Annotated in this window: 23 protein-coding genes; 19 read left to right on the forward strand and 4 right to left on the reverse strand. The window is 49.1% G+C overall.

The annotated features are described in order from the left end of the window. The first annotated feature begins 137 nt into the window (after positions 1-137). Positions 138-1,964: an FtsX-like permease family protein gene (locus GJR95_RS37960; RefSeq protein ID WP_162390824.1), complete on the forward strand. Its 1,827-nt coding sequence runs from the start codon at positions 138-140 to the stop codon at positions 1,962-1,964. A 161-nt stretch (positions 1,965-2,125) separates the two neighbouring features. Beyond that, entirely contained in the window at positions 2,126-2,371 is a 246-nt protein-coding gene (locus tag GJR95_RS42425; RefSeq protein WP_232540994.1) for a hypothetical protein, read from the forward strand. Here the strand turns inward: GJR95_RS42425 and GJR95_RS42430 are convergent, their stop codons facing one another. Both GJR95_RS42430 and GJR95_RS42435 read right to left on the reverse strand, forming a co-directional pair. Next, complete coding sequence (locus tag GJR95_RS42430; protein ID WP_232540995.1) at positions 2,372-2,614, reverse strand: transposase; 243 nt, start codon at positions 2,612-2,614, stop codon at positions 2,372-2,374. 31 nt (positions 2,615-2,645) lie between these two features. Then, on the reverse strand, positions 2,646-2,855 hold the full coding sequence (locus GJR95_RS42435) for a transposase (protein ID WP_232540996.1): 210 nt from the start codon (positions 2,853-2,855) through the stop codon (positions 2,646-2,648). Positions 2,856-3,092: 237 nt separating this feature from the next. Here GJR95_RS42435 and GJR95_RS37970 point away from each other — a divergent pair, with 237 nt between their 5' ends. The 5 genes from GJR95_RS37970 (at position 3,093) to GJR95_RS37990 (ending at position 10,276) form a co-directional block, all read left to right on the forward strand. Continuing rightward, entirely contained in the window at positions 3,093-4,028 is a 936-nt protein-coding gene (locus GJR95_RS37970) for a helix-turn-helix domain-containing protein (protein WP_162390825.1), read from the forward strand. Positions 4,029-4,111: 83 nt separating this feature from the next. Then, positions 4,112-6,391, forward strand: a complete 2,280-nt coding sequence (locus tag GJR95_RS37975; RefSeq protein WP_162390826.1) for a glycoside hydrolase family 3 C-terminal domain-containing protein — start codon at positions 4,112-4,114, stop codon at positions 6,389-6,391. Positions 6,392-6,506: 115 nt separating this feature from the next. Further along, on the forward strand, positions 6,507-8,225 hold the full coding sequence (locus tag GJR95_RS37980) for a GH35 family beta-galactosidase (protein WP_162390827.1): 1,719 nt from the start codon (positions 6,507-6,509) through the stop codon (positions 8,223-8,225). A 60-nt stretch (positions 8,226-8,285) separates the two neighbouring features. Beyond that, positions 8,286-9,182: an alpha/beta hydrolase gene (locus GJR95_RS37985; RefSeq protein WP_162390828.1), complete on the forward strand. Its 897-nt coding sequence runs from the start codon at positions 8,286-8,288 to the stop codon at positions 9,180-9,182. 101 nt (positions 9,183-9,283) lie between these two features. Beyond that, positions 9,284-10,276 carry a VOC family protein gene (locus GJR95_RS37990; protein ID WP_162390829.1) on the forward strand — a complete coding sequence of 331 codons (993 nt, stop codon included), beginning with the start codon at positions 9,284-9,286 and terminating at the stop codon, positions 10,274-10,276. 95 nt (positions 10,277-10,371) lie between these two features. On the opposite strand, the gene GJR95_RS37995 is transcribed toward GJR95_RS37990, so the two are convergent. Further along, positions 10,372-10,761 (reverse strand): four helix bundle protein, encoded by a 390-nt coding sequence (locus GJR95_RS37995; RefSeq protein ID WP_162390830.1) that lies wholly within the window; start codon positions 10,759-10,761, stop codon positions 10,372-10,374. A 134-nt stretch (positions 10,762-10,895) separates the two neighbouring features. Between GJR95_RS37995 and GJR95_RS38000 the strand changes: the two genes are divergently transcribed. The 9 genes from GJR95_RS38000 to GJR95_RS38040 all read left to right on the forward strand — a co-directional run bounded on the left by GJR95_RS38000 (position 10,896) and on the right by GJR95_RS38040 (position 20,173). After that, positions 10,896-12,008, forward strand: a complete 1,113-nt coding sequence (locus tag GJR95_RS38000; protein ID WP_162390831.1) for an alpha/beta hydrolase family protein — start codon at positions 10,896-10,898, stop codon at positions 12,006-12,008. Positions 12,009-12,154: 146 nt separating this feature from the next. Continuing rightward, positions 12,155-13,453 (forward strand): histidinol dehydrogenase, encoded by a 1,299-nt coding sequence (gene hisD / locus GJR95_RS38005; RefSeq protein ID WP_162390832.1) that lies wholly within the window; start codon positions 12,155-12,157, stop codon positions 13,451-13,453. Then, on the forward strand, positions 13,431-14,195 hold the full coding sequence (locus GJR95_RS38010; protein ID WP_232540997.1) for an SDR family NAD(P)-dependent oxidoreductase: 765 nt from the start codon (positions 13,431-13,433) through the stop codon (positions 14,193-14,195). The genes hisD and GJR95_RS38010 overlap by 23 nt, the downstream gene beginning before the upstream one ends. Positions 14,196-14,278: 83 nt before the next feature. Then, positions 14,279-15,193 carry a fumarylacetoacetate hydrolase family protein gene (locus tag GJR95_RS38015; protein WP_162390833.1) on the forward strand — a complete coding sequence of 305 codons (915 nt, stop codon included), beginning with the start codon at positions 14,279-14,281 and terminating at the stop codon, positions 15,191-15,193. Beyond that, positions 15,190-15,477: an antibiotic biosynthesis monooxygenase family protein gene (locus GJR95_RS38020; protein ID WP_162390834.1), complete on the forward strand. Its 288-nt coding sequence runs from the start codon at positions 15,190-15,192 to the stop codon at positions 15,475-15,477. Before GJR95_RS38015 ends, GJR95_RS38020 begins: the two co-directional genes overlap by 4 nt. 12 nt (positions 15,478-15,489) lie before the next feature. Next, a complete protein-coding gene (locus GJR95_RS38025) occupies positions 15,490-16,251 on the forward strand; it encodes a cyclase family protein (RefSeq protein ID WP_162390835.1) in 762 nt (253 codons plus the stop codon). A gap of 109 nt (positions 16,252-16,360) precedes the next feature. After that, positions 16,361-17,494 carry an FAD-dependent monooxygenase gene (locus GJR95_RS38030; protein WP_162390836.1) on the forward strand — a complete coding sequence of 378 codons (1,134 nt, stop codon included), beginning with the start codon at positions 16,361-16,363 and terminating at the stop codon, positions 17,492-17,494. A gap of 86 nt (positions 17,495-17,580) precedes the next feature. Continuing rightward, positions 17,581-18,039: a hypothetical protein gene (locus GJR95_RS38035; protein ID WP_162390837.1), complete on the forward strand. Its 459-nt coding sequence runs from the start codon at positions 17,581-17,583 to the stop codon at positions 18,037-18,039. 49 nt (positions 18,040-18,088) lie between these two features. Beyond that, complete coding sequence (locus GJR95_RS38040; RefSeq protein ID WP_162390838.1) at positions 18,089-20,173, forward strand: glycoside hydrolase family 3 protein; 2,085 nt, start codon at positions 18,089-18,091, stop codon at positions 20,171-20,173. A gap of 52 nt (positions 20,174-20,225) precedes the next feature. Here the strand turns inward: GJR95_RS38040 and GJR95_RS38045 are convergent, their stop codons facing one another. Further along, the gene (locus GJR95_RS38045) at positions 20,226-21,116 is read right to left on the reverse strand and encodes a helix-turn-helix domain-containing protein (RefSeq protein ID WP_162390839.1); all 891 of its coding nucleotides are present in this window, start codon (positions 21,114-21,116) and stop codon (positions 20,226-20,228) included. Between the two features lie 184 nt (positions 21,117-21,300). On the opposite strand from GJR95_RS38045, the gene pcaH reads away from it, so the two are divergent. From pcaH to pcaB, 3 genes are read left to right on the forward strand one after another with little or no spacing between them, the layout of a single operon-like run. Further along, the gene (pcaH, locus tag GJR95_RS38050) at positions 21,301-22,005 is read left to right on the forward strand and encodes a protocatechuate 3,4-dioxygenase subunit beta (protein ID WP_162392014.1); all 705 of its coding nucleotides are present in this window, start codon (positions 21,301-21,303) and stop codon (positions 22,003-22,005) included. Continuing rightward, positions 22,002-22,592 carry a protocatechuate 3,4-dioxygenase subunit alpha gene (gene pcaG, locus GJR95_RS38055; protein ID WP_162390840.1) on the forward strand — a complete coding sequence of 197 codons (591 nt, stop codon included), beginning with the start codon at positions 22,002-22,004 and terminating at the stop codon, positions 22,590-22,592. Before pcaH ends, pcaG begins: the two co-directional genes overlap by 4 nt. A 12-nt stretch (positions 22,593-22,604) precedes the next feature. Continuing rightward, positions 22,605-23,687: a 3-carboxy-cis,cis-muconate cycloisomerase gene (gene pcaB / locus GJR95_RS38060; RefSeq protein ID WP_162390841.1), complete on the forward strand. Its 1,083-nt coding sequence runs from the start codon at positions 22,605-22,607 to the stop codon at positions 23,685-23,687.

Here is a 23,687-nt window from a genome sequence, read left to right on the forward strand (position 1 = left end):
CAGCCGTGACAAGCCAGTCGCGGTAGTCTGGCCAAAACTACTAAGTAAGTAGTCAGTATAGAGGTCGAGGGTTGTCTGCATACTCAAAATTAAACCAGCCATCCAAAAGGTGGCGTAACATCAGTTATAAATCTCATATGAAGTTTGATGTTCTGGTTTCTTCATCATCATTGAAAGGTCTATATGCAGAAAACAGGATCAATGATCGTTCCCAAGACTGGAAGAACACGAATGAATGTTTTACCTATGTTTTGGTGAAAGAGAAAGTAAACCAAGATCAGGTGCAAACGATGTTGACCGGCCTGGTTAAATCAAACTATGCAGGACTGGCCGATTTTAAGACCTTTAGGTTTATTGGTCAAAAACTTACGGACGTTACCCCGGGAAGAATTACGGGCAATCCCAATAGCTATTGCCTGCCAGCTGCAGGCTATTCTGTCCTTGAGTTTCTGTCGTTGATCATACTCATCCTGGCCTGCTTCAATTATAGCTCTTTATCGGTTTCCAGAGCCCTGACCCGCTCGAAGGAAATCGGTGTCCGCAAGACAACGGGGGCCAGCCGGAAGAGTTTGATTTTTCAGTTCCTAAGTGAGTCAATCATCACGGTCATGTTTTCATTAGCGGTGGCCGTCTTGCTTCTGTTTTTTATAACCTCAGCATTCAAAGGCTTGTGGATCAACACCTATCTTAATTTTAATTTAACCGTTAATGTCAAGGTTGTCGCGATCATCATTGGCCTGGTCCTGCTTATCGGTCTAGCCGCAGGCTTATATCCGGCCTTTTATTTATCAAAGCTTAACCCGGTTGGTGCGATTAAAAACAAGCCAGGTGGGGCAGGTCATTCTTGGCTGAAACAGGCCCTCAGCGTTTCACAATTTACCGTATCTTTCTTCTTTATCACAACCGCCCTGTTGCTATTTAATCAATTCCGCCATTTCCTTGATTTTGACTATGGGTTCCAATCAGAAAACATTATCAACTGCAAGCTACAGGGCAACGATTACCAAAAAGTTCGGCAGGCGTTTTCTACCGTCCCAGGCGTAGCTGACCTATCGGCCTGCGACATTCTGCCGTCGACCGGTGAGGGGAATGGAATCGGACTCCGAGCGATCGGTACCCAGGAAGATTACCGGCCTTTCGGGATGATACAGGCGGATACAAATTTTATTAATAATTTGACTATCAAGCTGATTGAAGGTAAAAACCTGCCCGTCTCCCATCATGTGGAAACGAACGGCATTTTGCTGAACGAGGCCGCGATGCATGAGTTGGGTTACTACTATCCTGCCGAAGTTATCGGGAAGGTATTTGAGACAGACAATGGTAAGCAGAAGGCAGAAGTTGTTGGGGTAGTTCGTGATTTCAGGTACAAGTTGCTAGTTGAACAGGATCATATAGGCCCGATGGTGCTCCAGAACAAGGAAGAATTTATGTATGCCAATGTGAAAGTTTCCTCTCGGGATCAGACACAGACACTGGCCGGACTAGCCAGAAAGTGGAAGCAAATCGATCCCGTTCATTCATTCAGGTATGAATTCTATAGTGATCAACTGAGGTCAACGCACTCGGCGATATTGGATATGGTTTCGATCCTGGCATTTATGACCCTTTTAGCCATCGTCATTGCCTGCTTGGGTTTATTAGGTATGGTGGTTTATTCGGTGGAACGGAAAGCAAAAGAGGTAGGGGTACGAAAAATCTTTGGAGCGGGAAATCTGACGATTTTGCTATTGCTGTCAAAAGGGTTTTTGAAAGTGATACTTATCTCCGTTTTTGTGGGCGCACCACTGAGCTACTTTTTAAACCAACTGTGGCTAGAGAAGCTACCAAACAGAGTGGCGTTTGGATGGGAAACCATCGTGGTCAGTACAATAATCTTGTCAACACTTGGTCTGTTCACCATCGGATCACAGGCCATTAAAGCGGCTTTTATGAACCCACTAAAATCGTTGAGAATGGACTAAACTCCAAATCGATCGCTGGAACATCGCCAAGCTAAGAGTGTGTTGGGAAATTATATTGGGTGAATAAGCTCCATTCTCTGTAGCATGATTTGAATAGTAGCCAGATATAGCCAGCTCACCGAAGTAGATACCGCTGGCGGACCGTGGTATATTCGTAATCTTTGACGATTCGACGGAAGAACGGGGTCGCCCGAGCGATTGGTCCACGCAATGCTCCGTTCCACAAACCAACGTTTGGCAATCGGCACAAAGCCCTGGGCCGATTCAGGACGGGACGCTTTTTCAAACTCAAGGCTCCATTGGTTCAGGGCTCGAGCAAAAACGCCATTGTAGTCGGACAGCCGATGCTGCCTGATCGCCGTAAACCTTTTCGAGTCGCTCGCCCACACGCCAAAGGAGGTCACTAATTAGCCCCACAGCTCCGGCACCATCGGCCTGTGGGCAACGTGAACACCAGCCACCCACAACCGGCCCTGGGTATCGACGATAAGTTGGCGTTTGCGACCATTGACCCGCTTATTGGCATCCAGTCCCCGTTCTTCCCAAATCATCGGAGACAATTTAACAGACTGTGAATCAATACACACTACTGAGGGGGATGCTTCTTTACCAACGCGTTGGCGATCCATCTGATTGAGTGCCACATTCATTCGCTCAAAGGTTCCATTCCGTTTCCACTGGTCAAAATAATACAGGGCCGCCTGTGCGGTAAACAGCCTGCCAGGGCAAATCTTCAAAAGGTAGATTGCGCCACTGCCCACCCGTGCGCAACAGCCATAAAATGATATTGACAATGCGCCTTAAGTCGTGCTTTCGCTTGCGTTGGAGCCTTAAAAAAGGCGAAATTGCGGCCCACTGCGCGTCGGCCAGTGGCTTCCACTGTTTGGTCATCGTTGTAAGTCTTGGTCGACACAAAGATGACACGACGTTCAGTTCTTCTCAATTCCTAAACACGCGCTTAGTTTAGAATAAGCCAATAAATAAGCCTGTTTAGATAAAGTAGATCTTACAATAAAGCCATTGCCTTCGTTATGCAACTATTGCCAAAGATTGATTTTGACTATTAACTATTTACTTTTGATCGGTTATGCTTTTAGAACAGCCTGCCCAAGAAAAAGTATATGACGAATGAATAATAGGACAAAAGCTAAATCAGATCAGGTGCCTACGTTAACGCCAGATACCCTGGGTGGGCTGGTATTTAAGATCGCAGGCTGGCAGTCAATGCAGGGCCCTATTTATAATACGTTTCATATAAATCGGCTCGAAGAGGTGCGCCAGGTTATGAAATTCCCCATGCCTCCGCACCGCAAAACCGTCATTGATTTTATTTTCATTACCCACGGCAGCATGGTTCGTCAGAAGGGATTGACGCGCTATGAGGTCCCGGCAAACACCTTCTTTTTCCTGCCTGCTCACCAGATTAGCTTCGACGATTGGATGAGCGATGACATCCGGGGCTTCTACTGCCACTTCGATACCAATTTGCTCACCAAACGCTGGCAGAAACAGGACCTCGAAAATGAATTTCCCTTTCTCCAGTTCCTGGGGCATCCTTTGGTTACCATTGATAATGAACTGCTTACTCAGGTGATGCCTTTGGTTAACAGGCTATACACCGAATACAAAAAAAAACGATTCGATTCCATCGATATATTCAGAATTTATCTGCTCACACTATTTACCGAGTTAAAACGAGCCACTCAATTTGGCGAAAATACACCCCCAGACCATAATCATAATGCTGCCTTACGCTTTACGCAACTCTACAAGAATGCGCTTAGTCAGTTTATTTACAAGAAACAGCAGGTGGCGGAATATGCCGATTTGCTCAATATCTCGCCGAATCATTTGAATAAATGCGTGAAAGCAGTTACCGGACAGTCGGCGCGTGATTTATTGGATGAGATGATTCTATTGGAGGCTAAAGTGCTACTGGCTCAGACTGATTTAAGCGTAAGCGAAATTGCCTATCAAATTGGAAAACAGGATCCCAGTAATTTTGGCCGCTTTTTTAGGGCCAAAATGGGTATAACACCAAAAGAATATCGGGAAGTGGATTGATTATGACTATCCATTGCCTGATTCTGATAAAAAATTGCACTCATTGTGGGGATACTTTTGTATCATATTAAACCCATAACCGAATGCAACTTCGTCTCCCCGTTCGACTGGCCTATTTTCAGGAACTTGGCCAGCCATTAGCAATCAGTGTTACGTGTCTTTTGTGCAGACTAAATCGAACACTGATTGCTGGTTTCCTGCTGGGATTGGTTGGTATTCTACCCCTTAAAGCCCAAACCGCTTATCCATTCCAGAACCCAAATCTGGCTCAGGACAAGCGGATCGACAATCTGGTATCACTTCTTACCCTGGATGAGAAAATTGGGCTGATTACTGACTTTGCCGTTCCCCGAATGGGTATCAGCTCTCCAGGTAATGCCGAAAGCATCCATCAGGTGAAGCTCTACGACCGACCGAGTCAAACGAAAAAGCCGATCCAGACTACTTCCTTCGCGCAGGTATATGGCATGGGAGAAACCTGGAATCCGGACCTAATTAAACGAGCCGGAGCCGTAATGGGTTATGAAGCCCGCTACCTGAGCCAGAACGAAAACTATAAACGAAATACACTGGTATTGTGGGGGCCAGCCTCCGATCTGGCTCGTGACCCACGCTGGGGACGTAATGACGAGAGTTTTGGCGAAGATCCCTTTTTAACTGGAACAATGGCGGTGGCACTCACCAAAGGAATTCAGGGCGACGACCCAAGATACTGGCAGGCTGCTGCCCTGCTTAAACACGTCTTCGCCAACAGTAACGAAACCACCCGTGCCCGGTCATCCTCCAATTTCGACATCCGCTTGATGCGGGAGTATTATTCTGTGCCATTTCGAATGGCCTTTACTGAAGGGGGAGCAGTATCCTACATGGCTGCCTATAATGCATGGAATGGCATTCCCATGACGATCCATCCAGTCCTTAAAGAGGTGATGGCTACCGAATGGGGCGCAAACGGAATTGTCTCTTCGGATGCTGGTGCCATGAGTCATCTGATTACGCAGCATAAGTACGTCAGGACGAACCGGGAAGCCTATGCGGCTGCCATTAAATTGGGCATGAACCAGTTCCTGACGTTTGGCGATTCTATTCCCAGTATCATTAAAGGGGCCATTGCCGAGAATAAACTGACGGAGAATGACCTCAATACCGCCATCCGTGGAAAAATTACTACCCTTATCAAACTGGGTGTATTAGATCCGCCGGGGCAAGTGCCTTACGCCAAAATCGGACAATCCGGCGAGCCTGAACCCTGGCAGTCAGAAAAACATAAAGCGGTGGCCCGCCAGATTGCCCGCGAGTCTGTTGTGTTACTGAAAAATGAGCGCGATTTTTTACCACGTACAAAAACGGCAGTTAAGTCGATAGCGGTCATTGGGCCACGGGCAGCGCAGGTGTCAACGGATTTCTATGGTGGCCCCACGCCATATGCGATTGGTGTACTACAGGGTATTAAAGACAAGCTTGGCCCTTCGGTAACGGTAAACTATGCGGCTGATAATGAGGCTCAGGCAGCCGTAAACGCGGCCCGGACATCGGATATGGCTGTGGTTGTCATCGGCAACGACCCTATGTGTGGCATCACAAACATTGGTGAGGCTTTTAATCGGGATGGCAGTACCAAACCCTGCCCCGAAAACGGGGATGGCCGGGAAGGTCGTGATCGCCAATCGCTGGATATTCCTACTGAAGATCTGGTCAAGGAAGTGTTTGCGGCTAATCCCAATACGATTGTCGTACTGGTCTCCAGCTTTCCTTACTCGATTAACTGGACACAGGCGCATATCCCCGCTATCCTACACACTACCCATACGGCTCAGGACCAGGGAACTGCTATTGCCGATGTCATTTTTGGAGACTATAATCCGGGTGGACGCCTAACTCAAACCTGGCCTACATCATTGGATCAACTTCCACCCCTGTCGGAGTATGATATTCGGAAGGGTCGGACGTATCTATATAGCAAAGAAGCGCCCCTTTATCCATTTGGCTACGGCCTCAGCTATACCAAATTTGATTATTCGGATCTTAAACTGAGTGGAGAGACCCTTTCCAAAAACGGTACGTCAACCATTCAGGTTTCCGTAAAAAACACGGGTAGCCGCGAGGGCGATGAAGTGGTTCAACTCTACGTTCAACATCCCCAATCCAAAGTTGTACGCCCGATCAAAGAATTGAAAGGCTTTAGTCGAATTTCCCTAAAACCGGGCGAAACAAAAATCGTTTCGGTGCCGCTAAAAGCTGATTCTCTGGCTTGGTGGAATGAAAAAACAAACCGCTGGGAAATAGAAGATGGCCCAGTCAACCTACTAATAGGTGGGTCGTCAATGGATATACGACTACAAAAAACAATGCAGATAAAGTAGGGTAAATTACTTTAAGTCAGTCAGTTGTAATTATTATAATGAACAACACACTCCTAATCCTGCTAAGATCTTTGTCTGTTTCCTATGTGCCACTGGTTGTAAAGCCCTGATAAATATGAGGTTTTTAACTTTTCTAGTCTTTTTTCTGATGAGCGGCTTTTCGCTCTTTTCCCAATCCTATAAACTCCCTCATCTGGAGAAAAGGGGAAATACGCTACAACTGGTGGTGAAAGACCAGCCCTTTTTAGCCCTGGGTGGTGAACTTCACAACTCCACGGCTTCCGGGGCAGCTTACATGCGTCCTGTGTGGGCCCAGCTCAAGCAAAAACATGTCAACACAGTTTTGGCACCGGTCTATTGGGAACTGATTGAGCCCCGCGAAGGAACATTTGATTTCGCTCTGGTGGATAGTATGATCGCTGGTGCCAGGAAACAAAATCTGCATTTGGGTATTCTTTGGTTTGGCGCCTTTAAAACCACCTATTCTACCTACGTACCCACTTGGGTTAAGAACAATACGCAGAAATACCCAAGGGCAACCAATAAACAAGGTGAAATCCTCCCTTTACTATCTACTTTCTCAGCCGCTTCTCTGCAAGCGAATGCAAATGCGTTTAATAAGTTGATGAAGCATATCCGCCAGGTGGATGAGAAAGCCCAGACTGTCATAATAGTCCAGGTGGAAAACGAGGTTGGCCTATTTAACAGCCCCCGTGATTACCGTGAGGAAGCAACCAAGGCCTATAACGAAGGTGTTCCGGCTGATTTGATGCGCTATTTGGAGGCCAATAAAGGTAAACTACAGCCCGAAATCGATAGTATCTGGAGGACAAATGGATACAAGGCCTCGGGAAGTTGGGAGGACGTATTTGGCAAAAGCGTGTTGGATGAGAAGAACCCGAACGTACTGTCTTACTTGCCGGAAGAATTGTTCTCCACCTACCACTATACCAAATTTGTGGGACAACTGGCTGCTGCGGGGAAAGAAGCCTACCCGATACCCATGTTTGTAAATGCCTGGCCCAAAGCACCTGGGTTTACGGGGGTGCCTGGCAAATATCCAAGTGGGGGCCCCGTGCCGCACACACTCGATATCTGGCGAGCCAATGCCCCAGGAATTGATTTCATTACGCCGAATGTGTATGCGCCCAAACAAGGCATTTATTCGTTAGTCAACCAATATCATCGTTCTGGCAATCCGGTATTTATCCCGGAACTGAAACAAGGCCTGGAAGCAGCCAACCTGACTTTCTGGATCTATGGTCAACATGATGCGATTTGTGTGGCTCCCTTCGGCATAGACGCCATCCCGGCCGATCAAGACCCCTTCACTAAAACCTTCGCCGTTTTAGAACAAGTGCAAGCGTTGATTTTACAACACCAGGGCAAAGGAACCATGGCCGGTCTGTTTGTTGACTCAACGGCTAGTTCACAAACGTTTGCTTTACCGGGCTATACCGTAAAAGCTGATCTGGTGATACCCCGAGGATTTGCGGGTGCTGCTCCCGCCGAAAAAAAACCAACTATGGCCGGGGGGCTTGTTATTGCCCTTGGACCGGACGAGTTCATGGCCGTTGGGAAGGATTATGAACTAACGTTTACACCCGAAAAGGCGGACCCGAAAAAATCACAAGTCGATGTTGATTATTTGGAAGAAGGATCATTTGTTAACGATAAATGGATCGTTTCCAGGCGATTGAATGGGGATGAAGGCACCGGTGGAGGGAGTATTGGCAGCTTTGGGTTAAAGAACACGAAGGTTGGAAGCCTGCGTTTCCCCAAAAATGCCAGGGATGGCTATAGCATCGTCAAAATCAAGTTCTATCGGTATTGACCTCAACCGCTTGATTACCCCATGAAAACTATGTCCAAATAGTGCTAATCAGTCAAAACTATGCCGTTACGTTGTTTTTTAGTCATACTGAGTGTGCTCATCGGCCCGCTTGCCCAGGCCCAGCAGGTCCTTCGCCTGTATGATGGCAAAGCCCCCGGCTCCGAGAGCTGGACATGGGAGGAGGCCGAGAATAGCACCAACATGTTCAAAACGCGCGTTGTTTATAACGTATCAACCCCCACGCTCACGGCCTATCTGCCCAGCGCTGACCTGGCTACCGGTACGGCGGTAGTCATTGCACCAGGTGGTGCATTTCATACGCTTTCGATTGATTCCGAAGGCATCGACGTAGCGAAGTGGCTGGCCGCCAAAGGCGTAGCAGCTTTCGTGCTCAAATACCGGGTAGTACGTAGTATGACCAACGATCCTGTTGCCGAGTTGACGGCTAAAATGGCTGATTTTAAAAAATTGGATGCAGAGAACGCACCCGTTGTTCCCTTAGCCATTGCCGATGGCAAACGGGCTATTGAATACGTGCGGCAACATGCGAAGGAGTTCGGCGTCCAATCCGACCGGATTGGGCTGATTGGTTTCTCGGCGGGCGGAACGGTGACGATGGGTGTGGGTTTTGCGTATTCGCCCGCTAACCGGCCTGATTTTCTGGCCCCGATTTATCCGTACCTCGGCGCAGGAGCGATTGCTAAACAGGTAGTCCCGACCGACGCACCACCGCTGTTTGTTTGTGCCGCCACCGACGACCAGTTGGGCCTGGCTCCCCACAGCACGAAGCTCTATAATGACTGGATTGCGGCCGGTAAATCGGCTGAGCTGCATATGTATCTGAAAGGCGGGCATGGGTTCGGTATGCGTAAGCAGAATATACCTACCGATACGTGGATCGACCGCTTCGGCGATTGGCTAAAACTAAACGGGTATCTAACCAAAGTTAAACCTTGATATACTCGAAAAACGATGACTTCTGGCGGTCGCTTTTAGGGTAACAGACCGCTGCGAAGGAACAATTCAACCACTAGAAAATAATAAAATATAATAAATCAATGGCAAAGAACCCGCATTACCTCTCGCAACTTGCTCACATCGAGATCTATTCGCCCGATGTGGAAAAAACGGTTCACTTTCTCCGGGAGATTGTTGGACTGGATGAAACCGGGCGCGATGACAATTCTGTGTATTTCAGAGCCTGGGGAGATTATTTCCATCATACACTCAAAATCAGCTCTCGTGAAACATCCGGCCTGGGCCATCTAGGCTGGCGAGCCGACAGCCCCGAAGCGCTGGAGGAATGCGTGGCCTATCTGGAAAAAACGGGTGCGGGACTAGGCTGGGTCGATGGGGATTTAGGACATGGAAAGGCGTATCGCTTTCAATCGCCCGATGGACACACGCACGAAGTGTTTTGGGACGTAGTTTGGCTGCACGAAACGGGTGAGCGCGGTAGTATCTACGCCGACCGCTATGCCAGCAACCGGCGCATCGGGGTCAATCCACGTCGATTTGATCATGTTACATATATGGTGGCCAAATTTCAGTACCAGAAAGAAAAAGAATTCTGGCAGGGAATGGGCTTGAAAAATCCCGATGAGGTGCGCATGAGCGACGAAATTCCGCCTATCGGTGGCCTATGGACCATCGGTAACCTATCGCATGATGTAGCGGTTTTCACGGACCCAAACATTGGGCCGGGCGAGGGCGTGTTCAACCACATCGCCTTTAACTTCGATAGCCGGGAGGAAGTGCTGCTGGCTCTTGACTACTTCACCGAAAAAGGATTTAAGAGTGTGATGGGTGCGCCCACGCGCCACAAAGCCGACGAGGGTTTCTTTATTTACATCATTGACCCCGGCAGCGGCATCTTATTCGAGTTTTACGCCTGCGCCCGTCTGATTTTCGCTCCTGACCACGGTCCGGATATTCATTACCTGAAAGACAACCCGAACGACGCCTGGGGAACAGCCAATCCATTTGCCGAAATGGGCAAAGGCAAAAAGCTCGGTCTCACCGATGGTGTAGTGAAACCTGTTGATATTTAGTTGATTGGTGATTGGTTAATTGGGTGATTGGTTGACTGTTCTGAACCTCCCCTAATCAACTAGTCAACCAATTAACTAATCAACCAACCAATCAATCAACCATCCTCCTCTCGAGGTTTTTGTTGTTTTTTTAGAAAGTTGATATAGCCATTTAACAAGCGGCCGCAGAGGTCAACTTTAGCTTTGTAGTCAACGAGTTGTTCATCGGAAATGTATTTTTCATCAAAGGCGGTAATAAGGTGTTCAAGCGTTTCGAAAAGAGAGGCACGGGAAATTCTACAAAATCGAATATTCTCTTTGTAGTAGTAGCGGCCATGTCCCTCTGCAATATTGGCGGTTATACTTCTTGAACTTCTTAAGATTTGATCAGCTAATCTAAACTTTTCGTCAGGTGGAAAACGTGCCTTAACTAATAAAGATATAGCCATTCGAAATTGGCGACATTCTTTATAAACGTCAAGGTCAGTAAAATTTTGATAAGCCATCAGTGGGAGATTGGTTAATTGGTTGACTGGTTAATTAGACGGAGTAATACCTGAAGGTATCAGGATGGTAAACTCATTCCCAATAACCAATCACCCAATTAACCAATCACCCAATTAACTAATCACCCACTCCTATGTGGCATTATTTTCCGGGGCAGTATATGCCCTCATATCAGGTTAACCGCGCACTGACGCAAGCTCATTACGGCGGGGGCGAATTCGCCGAATGTCTGGAAGTAGCCAGTCAAATTACGCCCGGCGATAACGAGAGTTTTCACCATGCCTGGGTTAACATGGGCAACAAAGTTTTCGGTATTGGCGAAACGGCCCTGCAAAACGGCAATTTCGTCACGGCCCGGCGGTCGATGTTGCGGGCATTCAATTACCTCCGCACGGCTGAGTTCTTTTTGAAACCCCATGATCCTCGCAAAATACCGACTTACCTGAAGTCACGAGAGGCATTTCTGAAAGCTATTGAGCATTTCGAGAATAAACCCTTACAGGTTGAAGTGCCGTTCGAAGGGTCATTTCTACCGGGTTACCTGTTTGCTCCAACGGGCGTTCAAAATCCTCCGCTGATGATTATGTTCGGTGGATTAGACAGCCTGGCTGAAGAACTTTACTTCGGTATTTCGCAACACCTCAACGAACGGGGCATTGCGCTGCTGGCAATGGATGGCCCTGGACAGGGCTATTCGCTACGGGTCAATACTATCTTAACCCGTTACGATTTCAATGTAGCCGGTACGGCCGTGCTGGATTGGGCCATTGAGACTCTAAAAGACCACGTAGATACCACCCGAATCGGTATTGGCGCCGTATCGATGGGAGGCTATATGGCAGCTCGTTGTGCCGCCTTTGAGCCTCGGTTCAAGGTGTGTATGGTGTTCGGAGCTGTGTGGAGTTACTACGACATCTGGAAAAACCGGCCCGACAATCACCCACTGGCTGAGATTGTGCAGCACATCGTAGGAGCCGATAACATGGCCGACGCACGTGAACGACTGAAAAAATTCGCACTGGATGACGTAGCGGATAAGATTTCGATGCCCACCTACATCCTACATGGCGAAGACGACCGCCAGAACTTCGTCGAAAACGCGTACAAGCTGGATGCGGCCCTGACATGCGAACATGTACTGGAAGTTGTCCCTAAAGAGGAAAGCGGCTCAGCCCACTGCCAGATTGACGACTTCACGAAGACGTTCAATATGTACGACTGGGTAGCTGGTAAGTTGATTAGTTGATTAGGTGAGTGGTTGAGTGGTTGATTAAGCGCGATTTAGGACAGTCAACCACTCACTAATCACCCAATTAACTAATCACCCAATTAACTAATCACCCAATTAACTAATCACCCAATTAACCAATCACCCACTCAACTAATCAATCAATGATACAACAGATAAAAAAAGGCATTACGTATGCCGAATCCACCGAGGCCGACGCAAAGGTGCGGGCAACGGTTGAGCAGATGCTGGCCGACGTAGCCAAACGGGGGGATGCCACCGTGCGTGAGCTTTCAGCCCGGCTCGATCACTGGTCGCCGGAAAGTTTCAGGTTATCGCCAGAACAGATTGAAAGCATCATCGCTACCCTGCCGCAGCAGGTCATTGACGACATCACCTTTGCTCAAACCCAAATCCGAAACTTCGCTCAAATTCAGCGGGCTTCGATTCAGGATGTAGAAGTAGAGACGTTGCCGGGTGTATTTCTGGGTCATAAAAATATTCCGGTCAACAGCGTGGGCTGTTACGTGCCAGGTGGCCGTTACCCGATGGTGGCTTCCGCCCATATGAGCGTGCTGACGGCTAAAGTGGCTGGGGTTAAGCGCGTAATTGCCTGCACTCCTCCGATAAAAGGTGAAATTCCGGCGGCAACGGTAGCAGCTATGTCGATGGCGGGTGCCGACGAGATTTATTTGCTGGGCGGTGTTCAGGCAGTAGCGATGATGGCTCTCGGTACCGAAACCGTCGATTCTGTCGATATGCTGGTGGGACCGGGTAATGCCTACGTAGCCGAAGCCAAACGACAGCTTTATGGCAAAGTAGGTATCGACCTGTTTGCCGGTCCAACCGAAACCTTAGTGATCGCCGACGATACCTGCGATGTCAGAACGTGCGCGACTGATTTATTAGGACAGGCTGAGCACGGCCCTACGTCACCCGCTATTTTGCTGACCAGTAGCCCGACCATTGCCCACGGTATTGAGGCCGAGATTGACCGCCAGCTTCAAACCCTGCCCACTGCCGACGTAGCGAGTGTGGCCTGGCGCGATTATGGTCAGGTGATTCTGGTCGATACGGTTGACGAACTGATTTTGGAAGCCGACCGGATTGCCAGTGAACACGTACAGGTAATGACCGAAAATCCCCGCCTGTTTTTAGACCGAATGACGAACTATGGCGGTCTTTTTCTCGGCGAGAAAACCAACGTAGCGTTTGGCGATAAAGTGATTGGCACCAACCATACACTACCTACCAAAGAAGCCGCCCGTTACACGGGTGGGCTGTGGGTCGGTAAGTTCCTGAAAACCTGTACCTATCAGGAAATCAGAACGCCCGAAGCCAGTGCGCTCATCGGTGACTACTGCTCAAGGCTTTGCGCAATCGAGAATTTCTGGGGCCATAAAGCACAGGCCGATTTACGGGTAGAACGATATGGACAGCATGAGCCTGAACCCGTTTCCTAACGCCCTGACCGGCCATGTAGCCTTAATCACAGGTGGAGCAGGCGGCATTGGATCAGCTATCAGCCAGACGTTGGCTCAGGCTGGGGCAATCGTTGTCATTACGTATAACAACGATGTTGTTAAAGCCAATACGTTGCTGGAAACGCTTCCCGGCGAAGACCATGCAGTTGTTCAGGCTTCGGTAACGGATAGTGTATCGCTGGGGCGACTGGCCGATTTTATAGTCGAACGATACGGGCGACTTGACATTCTGGTGAATAACGCAGGCATTACGACCCCTGTTCCGCACGACGATCTCGACGCGCTGACAGACGAGTGGATCGACCGGATTTTTCAAACGAACTGGCGAGGCCCTTTTGCCATGATTCGAGCCTGCAAAACGCTTTTGATGGCTGATAAAGGCGGATTGATAATCAATATTTCGTCGTTTGCGGCCCAAACGGGAATTGGGAGCAATGTGGCTTATTGTGCTTCTAAAGCTGCCATTGACAGCCTGACCCGCTCACTGGCGCGCGCATTGGCTCCGAAAGTCAGGGTCGTTTCAGTGGCACCGGGACTGGTTTTGGGCGACTACGCCAGCCGATTTGACCCAGCTTTTATACAGGGTCAAACGAATGCAACGCCAATGGGCCGATTGGGTGTCCCCGACGACGTAGCAAAAACAGTTCTGGCCTTGGCCACAACGCTCACTTTCACTACAGGAAGCGTCATTCCAGTTGATGGTGGCAGGGGGGTAGCGTAGTTGCTGGTTATTAGGAAGTTAATTTCTGTAGCTGTGCCCCCCACAGCTACGAGAAAATGCACACATTCTTTCGCTCTTTAAAAATGAAACTCGTAACCTTTCAAACATCTGATAATCAAACTCGTGCTGGCTGGCTAAATCAAAACGGCGTAGTGGATATGCACGCGCTGAGTAACGGGATTTTACCCGCCGATATGCTCAGTTTCATTGATGACCACGAACGATATTTTAACCTGATTCAGGCCAATAGCTGGCAGAATGCGGCTCCGACCTATGCGCTGGATGACGTAACGCTGCTGGCTCCTTTGCCCAATCCGCGTAGTTTTCGGGATTACATCGGGTTTGAGCAACACCTCAAAAATGCGTCATCGAAGTTCGGCCATCAGATTGCCCCGGAATGGTACGAGATGCCTATTTTCTACTTCACAAATCACCAGGCTATTTACGGACCCGGCCAGGATATTCCACGCCCGACGGGCGAAACCCGGCTCGATTACGAATTGGAAATGGGTTGCGTTATAGGCAAGGCCGGGAAGAACATTGGAGCTGATCAGGCCGACGACTACATTTTTGGCTATACGATTTTCAACGATTTCACGGCACGGGCTATTCAGGCTCGCGAGATGAAGTGCAACCTCGGCCCGGCAAAAGGAAAAGATTTCGCCAATGCTATCGGGCCGTATATCGTCACGAAAGACGAACTGGAGTCATATCGGGACGAAACAGGACGCTTTACGCTCCGCATGACCTCACGGATTAACGGGAAAACGATCTGTGACGGAAACTATAACACTGTCCATTACACATTTGGGCAGATGATCGAACGAGCTTCCGAAAACCACGTTTCGTTGTATCCTGGCGATATCCTTGGCTCAGGAACCGTAGGTTGGGGAAGTCTGATCGAAACCAATTTTGAGGCTCATCGTCCCTTCGAACCCGGCGACGTGATCGAGTTGGAAATCGATGGACTTGGCATCCTGAAAAACCAGATTGTATGATTACTGAACACGCTCTCATCACGATTCAATCCGGTCGGGAGGCCGAGTTTGAAATGGAGTTCCCCAACGCCAAAGCCGTTATCAGCCAGGCTAAGGGCTTTGTAGATCTTCACATACAGCGAGACATCGAAGCCGAAAACCGTTACCTGTTGTTGATCCGATGGCAGACTCTGGAAGATCATACCATCGGATTCCGGCAGTCGGACCTCTTTACGGAATGGAGGGCCATTATCGGGCCGTTTTTTGCCAGCCCACCCGTTGTTGACCATTTTACCCAACTATAAACCCTTACAAACATGAAAATCATTGACTTATCGGTAACGATTTCGGCTGATATTAAAGAGCCGTTACCGACCAAAATTGATTACGAAGATCATAAAGAAGGAGCGCGTAAGATGGGGTCCAAACTCTTTGGTGGCGCATCTGAGGACGTTTTTCTTGAAGGCAACGGGCCCGCCGGTGAGTTTCTTTATCTTACGGGTCATGCCGGTACGCACATCGACGCTCCCTGGCACTACTTCCCAACGAGCGAGGGTAAACCATCGCGTACTATCGAGCAGATGCCGCTAGACTGGTTCTTTCACGATGGTGTGGTGCTGGATTTTACCGATAAACCCGATGGCTATTGCTTCTCATCCGACGACCTGAAAGTGAAGCTGGCGGCTATCAACTATACCCTAAAGCCATTCGATATTGTGCTGATTCGCTGCGATGCCGATAAACGCCTGTACGACAATGATTTTGTAAAAATACACGTCGGTGCTTCCGCCGAAGCGACTCACTGGCTGATCGATCAGGGCATTAAAGTGATGGGAACCGACGGTTGGGGATGGGATATTCCTTTGCATATTCAGGCTGAAGATTATTTCAAGAATCCGCGCCCAGGTGTGATTTGGGCCGCGCACTACGTAGGTCGCGAGAAAGAGTACTGCCAGATCGAGAAACTGGCCAATCTGGACCAGTTGCCCCCTTACGGCTTCAAGGTAAGTTGTTTCCCAGCCAAAATTAAAGGCGGTAGCGCAGGCTGGTGCCGGGCAGTAGCCATCTTTGGAGAATAGTTATTGGATGACTGGTTGATTGGTTAGACAGTAATGTATGTCAAAAAGTTTACTCACCCACCAGTCATCTAATAACCAATCAACCAGTCATCCAACAACCAATCAAATCATGTCACAAATAAAAAAAGTCCTTGTCGTGGGGGGCGGCATTGGCGGCTTATCAGCGGGGATTGCGCTTCGAAAAGCGGGCATTGAAACCGAACTTGTCGAACTTCAGCCCGAGTTCAACGTCTATGGCGTAGGTATTATTCAGCCATCTAATGCTCTGCGGGCACTGGACGTATTGGGGCTTGCCGACCGCTGTATGGAACGCGGTTCGCCCTACGGACCCGTAAAAATGTGCACCAGCAACGGCTTCCAGATTGCACAGGTTGGTACACCCCCTATGGGTCGATTGCCCGTTCATAATGGCATCTCGCGTCGGATTCTGCACGAGGTATTGCTCGATGGAGCTGCTGATAATCAGGTAACTATTCGGATGGGCGTTACGGTAGATACGCTCGACAATGGACCCGACTACGTAACGGTTACATTTACCGATGGCAGCACGGGCCGCTACGATCTGGTAGTCGGTTCGGATGGGGTTTATTCCAAAGTTCGGCGGTTGGTGCTGGGCGATTTCAAACCGCGCTATACCGGGCAGTCAGTCTGGCGATACGCCTTTCCACGGCCAGCCGAACTGGATACAGGCTACATCTTTTTTGGCAAGAAAACCAAAGTAGGTCTGATTCCAATGACGGCTGACAAGATGTATATGTTTGTGGTATCGGCAGAGGGGGAAGATCCAAAGATTCCAGAATCGGAACTGGTTCCCCGTATGAAAGCCCTGCTGGCAGAGTACGACGCGCCGACGGTACGAACCGTTATTGACCAGATTACCGACCCGGCTGGTGTGATTTATCGCCCACTCGAAACGCTTTTGTTGCCTGCTCCCTGGTATATCAATCGGGTGTTGCTCATCGGCGACGCCGTTCATGCGACCATTCCACAGTTGGGGCAGGGTGCAGGGCTTGCTATTGAAGATGCCGTAGTGCTGAGTGAGTTAGTGCAAACCGGCGATCCACTGCCGTCTGTACTAAACAATTTTATGAACCGGCGGTATGAACGCTGCAAAATGGTAGTCGATGCGTCGAATACCCTCGGCGAGTGGGAGCAGTTAGAGTGGAAAGGTCAACTACCCGAAGGCGCTAATATGGGTGCATTGATGGGTAAGACGCTGGGTGCTATGGGTGCTCCGATTTAAGTAGGGCATCGGCTCCGCCATAAACGGTAAGGCGGAGCCGATGCCTAACGCGTTGCCTTCTCAAGCCTGTTCGCCCCTGTAAAACCATGAAAGAATTTACGCAGCGTAACGCCATCACAGCTACCCTATTCAATCTGATTATCAATATAGTAGCTCCGTTCATTATTTTCTACAAGTACGAGTTTATCAACCTTAAGGGCGAGACCCCGACACTAGTCAGTATATTGATGCCAACCGTACTGATTTCGGTTTTTGCCACAACCCTGGCTACGTTCGTAACGATGACCAAACAACGCATGGCCCATAAACTGGAACCGACGCTTGATACTCATATAAGCTGGTTTTCAACGGCGTTACTCACGTCAATTGGCTTGGGCCTGGCCTTCACCGGTTTATGTTTCGGACTGCTATGGCTGCTTCAATCTTCAATGGCTAATGTTCAGCTACCCAAACTACCCGCTCTGCTTATATCGGGCGTAGTGGGTGCGTTTGTAGCTTTTATCTCATCGTTTATTGCGGTGAATCGAGCCAGGCGGATTGGGTAGGGTATTTTTATTCTATTAAAACGCTAATCCTATTTTCTTGACAAAAACTATGCCTCAGCTATTACTAAAAACACGCATTCTAACTGTAGCTTTGACGGTTCTCGCCCTACCTCATCCGGCTGCTATGGCCAAGCTACGACCGCAACCCAAGCCGCAGCCAGTGTTGGGGGTTCGATCTGTACAGGTATTGACTGTTAATAAATTAAAATTCAAGGATTTAAACAAAAACGGCACCTTAGACAAGTACGAAGACTGGCGATTATCGTCTGCAGAACGGAGCCGCGACTTGTTGGCAAAAATGTCGTTGGAACAAAAGGTCGGCTTCATGCTCATCAGCACGACTCGGATGAAAAACGATCAGTCATTTCAAGCCGGACAAGCTAAAGAGCCCATTACCAGCGATTTCAATGAGGAGGATTTGGTGGCCAGCCAGAATATGTTCACCCGCAAACCACTGCCTACGCCCATTATGAATGCAGCGGGCACGACCAAAGCCGTTACCCAATATCACCTTCGTCACTTCATTTTGCGGGCCAACGTGAGTGCCCGCCTAACAGCCGAATGGGCCAATAAATTACAGGCGCTGTGTGAAAGCGACGGCTTAGGAATTCCGGCTATTATTGCATCCAATCCACGTAACCACATCACTGGTGCCGCAGCGATTGGCACCAGTGTTGGCAAAACGGTTTTCTCGGCCTGGCCCGGCGAATTAGGCCTGTCGGCTATGCGTGACCTGAAACTAGTTCGGGAGTTTGCCGACGTTGCCCGCCAGGAGTGGTCGGCAGTGGGCCTGCGAAAAGGGTATATGTATATGGCCGATTTAGCCACCGAACCACGATGGCAACGAATTGAAGGCACATTTGGGGAAGATGCCCAGTGGGCAGGCCAGATGATGACCGAAATCGTATATGGCTTTCAAGGCAAAACACTCGGCTCTGGCTCGGTGGCGGTGACCACCAAGCACTTTCCGGGTGGAGGCTCCGGGCAGGGGGGACAGGATCCCCATTTCGAATGGGGTAAGAAAGAGGTGTTTCCAGGCGGCAAGTTTGCCAACAACCTGATTCCCTTCAAAGCAGCCATCAAAGCCGGAACCTCGGCCATTATGCCCTATTATTCGTTTCCGGCTGATACCAAGTATGAGCCCATCGCCTACGCCTATAATCGGGCCATCATTCACGACCTGCTACGTACCGAATTAGGGTTTACCGGCATTATTAACTCCGACACAGGGCCGATTGAAATGATGCCCTGGGGAGCCGAAAACCTCTCGATTCAGGAACGCTATAAACGAACCCTGGAAGCGGGTGTTAATCTTTACTCAGGTACGGCCGACCCGGCCAACTTGCTGGCCACGGTAAAAAGCGGTATGGTAGACCCCAAACTGATTGACGATTCGGTGCTTCGGTTGCTGATGGAAAAATTCAACCTGGGGCTTTTCGAAAATCCCTACGTGGATGAGGCTGCGGCCGAGCGTCTTGTCGGGAATGCTCAGTTTCAGGCAAGAGCGGATTTGGCTCATCGGAAGTCCATTGTTCTGCTTCGCAATGAGGCCGAAATATTGCCGCTTAAGCCCAAAACGAAAGTTTACTTCGAAGCCTTAGGGAACAAGCCGGTTGGCACGGCTACGCCAGCTACTAGCTACACGATCAACGATGGAAAATACCCTGTTACGTTTGTCGCTACACCTGATGAAGCGGATGTGATTGTGCTCTGGCTGAAGCCTTCGGCCAAGCCACTATTCGCATCGGATGGTTCGCCGATTTATCTAGCCTTATCGAAGAATTCAGTAGACGTAGCCTATATCAATTCGCTGACGGCAAAAAAAACAACCATTGTGGCAATCAACTACAGCAATCCCTGGGTCATCGATGAAATTTACCCGAAAGATGGCAGTACTCGTATCAAAGGCGTTCTGGCTACGTTTGGCACGACACCCGACGCGCTGCTGGATATTGTGACGGGCAAGTTTAGCCCTACAGGTAAAATGCCCTTTACGACCCCCATTTCAGAAGCGGCTGTTCAGCAGCAGAAAGAAGATGTGCCCGGTTATGAAGAAGGAACAGGTTATTCCCTTTTCAAATACAATGAAGGGTTAATGTATAAAGGAGGGAATAAGCGTATATCTAATAAGTAGGAAAATTAGCCCTGACTCAAGATTAGATTCGCCAACTCCATTAAAAACCTGGTTATAAACTCCTCCCATTTTGCTGCCTAAATGCCCTTGGTGATAACTCAGTTTGTTTTTTAAATAGCCTGGAGAAGTAGGCAGGATCTTTGAACCCAAGCCGGTAAGAAACTTCTGATAAGGAGAACGTAGTATTCAGTAGATATTTTTTAGCCTCCGCCGTCAGAAAATCATGTACCAATTGCAGGGCTGACTTTTTGACCAGCGCCTGACAAATCCGATTAAGGTGAACCGACGTAATATTTAGTTCGCGAGCGTACTGTTGAATAGTTTTCGACTCGTGAACCGAATGACGAATTAATTTCTGGAACGAAAGGAAATATGCCAGTGTGCGGTTATCAGACTTTGGCACGGTCATTACGGATTCCAAACTGATCCGGTATAAACTGAGAAACAAAAGTTGGGTCAGATGTTGTAAAATACGTTGTTTCTCGGGCTGGACTTCATCCAGTTCCCGAATGGTTTTTTCTTTCAGCCACAGCACTTCACCAAAGGAAACTTTCGAGTCCTCAAAGGTTAACTGCCTGAGCTGATTAATCTCCAGCAAAACATGCTTAGCGTCACTAAACAGATGCTCCAGCGACGATTCAGAAAAGGTAAATACGTCGCCTTCCATACCCGCCTGAAACGCGAAACCATGCAGCGTATTGGTCGGGATCATCAGCACACAAGGTGGCCGGAGTGGTATACGTCGCTGTTCAGCCAGCACAGTACCGCTACCTTTCGTGAAAATGAACAACTGATATAAGTCGGTGTGCAGATGCTGATCAATTTCCCAGTCGTAAAGTTCACTGCGGACAGCCAGTAATTCATGGTGAATGAAGTTCTTCGGAAAGGGTAACTGGTTATCGCCATATAACCCTTCATAGTTTTTCAATCCTTTCCCATTCATGTTCTAAAAAGCTAACTATTGGGCCAAATATCAAGCTTATGTTCTATATACACAAGTTTGTTTTAGAATCATCCAAGAAAAGATAGGATCATCCTCATAGCTTTGTAAAAGATAATTTGGTGATTGACACGTACTGGTTATGGAAGAAAAAGCTTATCATCAATCCAATGGAAACGAGCAGGCAATGGAACTCAGTAGCCCTCAATCCGACGCATTGAGTACGCATCCCGCACACCTCTCTCCCGGATATAAATCCACGATTTTACGCAGCCCAACCCGTCCATTACTACTGGTGCCGGAGCAGATGAAAAACCTTCGGATGCCTGTTTTTGGTGAATCTTGTCTTGGTCCTTTCGATAATGACCTGACTAAAAACGCCCGCCGAAATGGGGAGCCCATTGGCGAGCGAATCAAAATAGCGGGTCAGGTTCTGGACGCGTCGGGTCGTCCGCTCCCTAATGTGCTGGTTGAAATCTGGCAGGCTAATGCTGCTGGTCGGTATATCCACAAAGCGGAAATTCACGATGCACCCCTTGATCCTAATTTTTTAGGGGCCGGACGTCTGCTGACTGATGCAGAAGGCCGGTATTCATTTTACACCATTAAACCAGGTGCATATCCCTGGGGTAATCATTACAATGCGTGGCGTCCCAACCATATTCATTTTTCGGTGATCGGCCATCATCTCGACCAGCGATTAGTGACCCAGATGTATTTTCCGGGCGATCCGCTATTTGCCTATGACCCCATTTTTCAGTCGGTTCCCAGGCATGCCAGAGAGTTGCTCATTGCCCGATTCAGTATGGATTGGACAGAGCCTGAGTTTGCCCTGGCGTATGAGTTCAATATTGTGCTGAATGGTCGGAATCAAACCCCGTTTGAGTCATGAATACCTTACCAATTACGCCCTCCCAGACAGTGGGTCCTTTTTTTGCCTACGGCCTCACTGCCCGCCAGTATGGTTACGATTATACAAGCCTGATGGATGGGATGCTGATTGAGCCGCGCGAAAATCGGGGGAAGATCATTTATATCACTGGGTGTATTATTGATGGAAATGGAACTTCCGTTTCCGATGCGATAGTCGAACTATGGCAGGCTGATGCCCAGGGCCAATATGCTACTGAACCAATTGCCTATCCGCCCAACCATGCCACGTTTACGGGCTTTGGTCGCTTTGGCACCGGTACAACAGCTAACCACGAATTTCTCTTTACGACGCTTAAACCGGGTTTCACAGCTGAAGATTCGGCTCCGCACATCAATGTCATTCTGTTTATGCGCGGGTCTCTCCGAACACTATACACCCGGCTCTATTTTTCGGACGAACCGGAAGCGAACAGTCGGGATACGTTCCTGAACTCGATTGACCCCGACCGGCGGAGTACGCTCCTGGCAATAAAGCGTACGGATGGCCATTACCAGTTCGATATCCGATTACAAGGTCCCAGTGAAACAGTCTTTTTTGATTTATAGGAGCCCCTTATCGTGCTAGCTGAATCGATTTTCACCACTCCGCTGATGGAGGCTCTTTTTTCAGATGTTACCGAACTGCGGTTTATGCTGGCTTTCGAGTCTGCATTAGCCGCGGCCCAGGCTGACGTGGGTGTAATTCCGACCCTGGCAGCAACGACTATAGCGGACGTTTGCCAGCAAACAGATTGGGATACGGAACAGATACGGCAACAAACACTGCTGGCTGGCAATCCAGCCATTCCGTTTGTCAACTTGCTGAAAGAGCGGATTGGTTGGAAAAGCCCCGAATCAGTTCGGTACGTTCATTGGGGAGCAACTAGCCAGGATGTTATCGATACGGCGTTGATGTGCCAATTGAAACAGGCATTGGAGCAACTCCGCGCTGATTTGGACCTGCTGAACAGACAGCTGACAACCCTGGCTCACACCCATCAGCATACACCGATGATGGGAAGAACTTTATTGCAGCAGGCGCTGCCGATTACGTTTGCCGACAAAGTTATGGGTTGGCTCGACGGGTTACTACGTTCAGTGGACCGACTGGACCGAATAATGAAGGAGTGCATCGTCCTGCAATTGGGCGGGCCGGTCGGCAATGCCGTAACGCTGGGCGTACACAGTCTGGCAATTCGGGAGAAGGTAGCCACTACGCTGGGACTCGGAACAACTAAACTCACCTGGCACACCCAGCGAGATCAGCTAGCCGACATAGCAGCCATGCTTGGTATTCTGAACGGATCGTTGGGTAAACTGGCCAACGATGTCATTCTGCTGATGCAGACTGAGGTTGGCGAAGTTCGGGAAGGGGCCGCTGAGGGTAAAGGTGGATCCTCGTCCATGCCTCATAAGCGCAATCCGGTCACGTCTACGTTTATGGTAGCCATCGCTCACCGCACGCCCGCCCTAGTGGCCAGTCTGCTGGGTTCGATGATGCAGCCCCACGAACGAGCTGCCGGAGCCTGGCATAGCGAATGGCCCGTTATTCGTGACGTAGTGAAACTCACCGCAGCCAACCTGCACTACGCCAATGACCTGATCGGTAGCCTGGAGGTCGATACAGAACGGATGCAACAGAATCTCAAGTCGACAAATTGA

The sequence above is a fragment of the Spirosoma endbachense genome (assembly GCF_010233585.1).
GTDB classification, from domain to species: domain Bacteria; phylum Bacteroidota; class Bacteroidia; order Cytophagales; family Spirosomataceae; genus Spirosoma; species Spirosoma endbachense.